The organism is Diaphorobacter sp. LR2014-1, from assembly GCF_002916785.1.
Taxonomy (GTDB): domain Bacteria; phylum Pseudomonadota; class Gammaproteobacteria; order Burkholderiales; family Burkholderiaceae_C; genus Diaphorobacter; species Diaphorobacter nitroreducens.
The window spans coordinates 1-3204 of the sequence record NZ_MTBE01000085.1; the positions used below are offsets into that span (position 1 = coordinate 1).

Here is a 3204-nt window from a genome sequence, read left to right on the forward strand (position 1 = left end):
GGGGTCTCCTCGTTTTCAGTGCAATAAGTGACGGTACGAAAAGCTAGCACTGGCGCGGAGGTGGTGTTGGTAGATCGTTGATTTCATTGACTTTCCTGTTCACTTTCAAATCTGCGATTCGTGGCGTCAAACCGTGGTCGGTTTCATCCATTGGTGCCAGTTATCGATGCATTTGGCCGCGAAGGCAGGATTTGGTCAGCATAGCGGTCAACCGGGAAGCGAAACACACCCCGCAAGTTGATGCTCTCCAGCCTGGTGGGCGCAATCTTCCCGATCAGTTCCGGTGGAATGACCTGGCGGCGGTTCGACCAGCGATCCAGGACCGCCTGCATCTGTGAGGTATTCCACGCCATCACGATGTTGGCCATCAGGCTCAACGCATCGGCCACAGCCTGCATTTCATCGACACGTTTGGCCTGCGCCGGGCTGATCCGGCCGGTATAAATGGCGCGCTTGAGGGCGTTAACAGCCTCGCCCCGATTGAGCACCCGGCGCAACTCGTTCCTGAAAGCGTCCTTGACAAAGTAGTCAGCCAAAAACGCCGTACGCAGCAACCGCCCCAATTGCACGCCAGCCTCATAGATTGGATCGCCCTGGGCGGCAGAACCGAACCGCGCAAGAGCTGCCACCGCACTGGCATGTCCGCTCATGACCGAGGCTGCCAGGTGCACCAGACTATCCCAATGCTTTTCGATCAAAGCGACGTCGACATTGGCTTCGCACACCGCAGCGATTTCTGCGGGCACTTTGGTGCCGCGTGGCACAAAGAGGTGGCGCTGTTTGAGTTCCTTCAACCGCGGGCAAAGATCAAAACCAAGCAAACGGGCATGTGACATGGCAAAGTCGGTGTAGCCATGGGTATCCACAGCAAGCTGGCTGGTCTCCAGCTTTTCTTGGCGGATGACACCTTCAATGGCCACGCCCGCCTGGCGCTCATTGAGCACAAAGGGCTGCGCATGGAAGATGCCCCACCGGTCTTTTACATGGGAGTAGATTCCAATGGAAGGTGTGTTGCGCCGAGGATCAAGCCGGGCTTGCCACACCCGTTTGGTGGTCTCCATGGTCATCATGTCAGAAGATGCCAAATCGGACCGCCCCCAGGTGGCGGCAATCGGGTGTCGCTGCATGAATTCCAGCACAGCCTGGCAGGCCTGGCTCAGACGCCGTTCGTCCCGCGCCCAGCGCATGGCCTGGCGAATGCTGGTGGCAGACAATTGCGGAATCATGCGCGCGCATTCGACCGCAGTCAGACTGGTGCCGTGGGCCATGATGCCGGCATAGACCATCAGCAGCTCGTCGGTAGAGCGCGGCTCACGTCCGAGCATGATCCAGCTAAAGCGCACCTGGGCGTCAACGGCCAGAATCACTTCCGGCAATTGAACCTCACCGATGCGGTGATCCAAAGCCGCGCGCAGCTTGGTCACTTCTGGGTCTTCGTCCTCTGCGGGCAATGGCGACAAATGGAGTTCATCATCCACGCGCAGTACGCCACTGCGGGCTGCAGCGGCCACCGCATCGACACCGGCAGTTACTCTGGCCAGCAAAGGCTTCAAGAAAGTGGCAGCCTTGCTGGGTAACGATAGACGGGCATAGTGTTTCTTGGACTCTGCCTGCCAACGCTCGTCCGTGAAGAACAAGCGCGCACGACCCCGAAAGCTCAGGCTGTGCTCAATCCAGACCGAGCCATTGCGCACCGCGCGGCGCAGGGCAAACAGGGTGGCCACCTCCAACGCCTGAAACGCCCGTTCCCGGTCTGGGCTGGAGATCGAAACCTGCCAGATCATTCCCAGACTTGGTGCCACCACTTCAACTGGCAGCTTTCTGGATCCTTTGAGATATAAAGCTTGCAGCTTGGCAAGGTACTCGATGGCAGGATGCTCGCCGGTGGCCTGCCAGGGCAGCTTTGCAATGGCGACGAGCAACGACCGCACGGGGCGAATTCCATCAATCAATCCCTCGCGGACCAGGGAGGCCCTGCTCGGTGGTTTGCGTTTCTGGGTTTCGGTGATCAAGGCTTCAAGACGGGCACGCAACTCAGCATCTGGCACCGCACCTTGCGCGCTCAAGGCAACAAGTTCGCCGAGCAGCGTTTTGTACATTGCGGCCCAATTGACGGTAGCGGGGACATCGGCGGCAGCCTGACGCCACAGATCGGCGATCCGGCGCTGCACCATAAGGATCAACTGGTCTGTGGTGGTGAACAGGCAATACCGAAGAAAGCATGCGACCTCCACGGTGCGCGCTGGCTCTTTGATCTTGGCTCCGGCTGAGGGCGGCCTGGAGACAAGTCGGCGCGCGTAGCGGCGCAAGATGAGATCGGGGATGTCTGCCAGGTGCTTATGAACGTCCAGCGTGTAAAGCAGGTCGATGCGCTCCAGTACCTCGCTGATTTGGCGGGTTGAGTGTTTCGCCGGTGCAGCCCATAGCCAACTCTGCTGGGTTTGTCCATCTGGGCGCAGCTCTGAAACTGAGGCTCGCCAGCGATCAAGTGTTGCTGGATCAACGCTGGCGGCGATGGCGGTGCCTGTTTCAACTTCAAGCTGGGCAAGTGCCGCCGCAATCAGTGTCCGAATTGCCCGCTCGTGCACGATCACCAGCTTGTTCTTGTACAGCCATTGACGCGCCCGCACGAGTAGCTGATCGCGGTCGGCGCAGCGCGCCACTTCGTCGCGCAGTTCACGTACCAGTGAGCGGCGCTGGTGCTCGCTCATCCACTGGAATCCAAGGACCGTGCAGGCTACTTGTTGGTGATCGAATAGCGTGCGCCCGCGTTCATACATGGCTCTCAGCGAGGCGACTTCTGGTGCTGCAATGCCAAGCTCGTTGCCAAGGTGGCGCCACAAGGCTACTGGAATTACCCGAAAGGCACCGAGCAAACGCCCACTCATGCGCAGGAAACCAATATGGAGCGCCAGACCAAGCTTGTGGGAATCACCTCGGCGTGCATTGATTGCGTCGCGCTCGGCACCATCGAAGGTGAAAAATGCCTTCATCTCGAAGTCGCTGATATCGCGGGGGAGCCCACGCATCCCCAAAAACGTTGTGTGCCAACCCTGCATCGTGAACCTCAAAAGTGGGAGGCCACCATACCCGTTTACAAAGCGAACAGGAAAGTCAATGAAATCAACGGTCTACCCAGACCACCCCCGCGCCAGTGCTAGCTTTGCGTACCGTCACTTATTGCACTGAAAACGAGGAGACCCC

At 58.9% G+C, this 3204-nt stretch carries 1 protein-coding gene; it reads right to left on the reverse strand.

The genetic code is table 11. From position 1 onward, the window contains the following. Window positions 1-143 precede the first annotated feature (143 nt). Window positions 144-3059 carry a Tn3-like element IS1071 family transposase gene (locus BV908_RS21990; RefSeq protein ID WP_003158660.1) on the reverse strand — a complete coding sequence of 972 codons (2916 nt, stop codon included), beginning with the start codon at window positions 3057-3059 and terminating at the stop codon, window positions 144-146. Window positions 3060-3204 lie beyond the last annotated feature (145 nt).

Bases quoted from the DNA above. Each gene is read 5' to 3' on its own strand.
- BV908_RS21990 (WP_003158660.1), bottom strand. From the start codon at position 3,059: ATGCAGGGTTGGCACACAACGTTTTTGGGGATGCGTGGGCTCCCCCGC.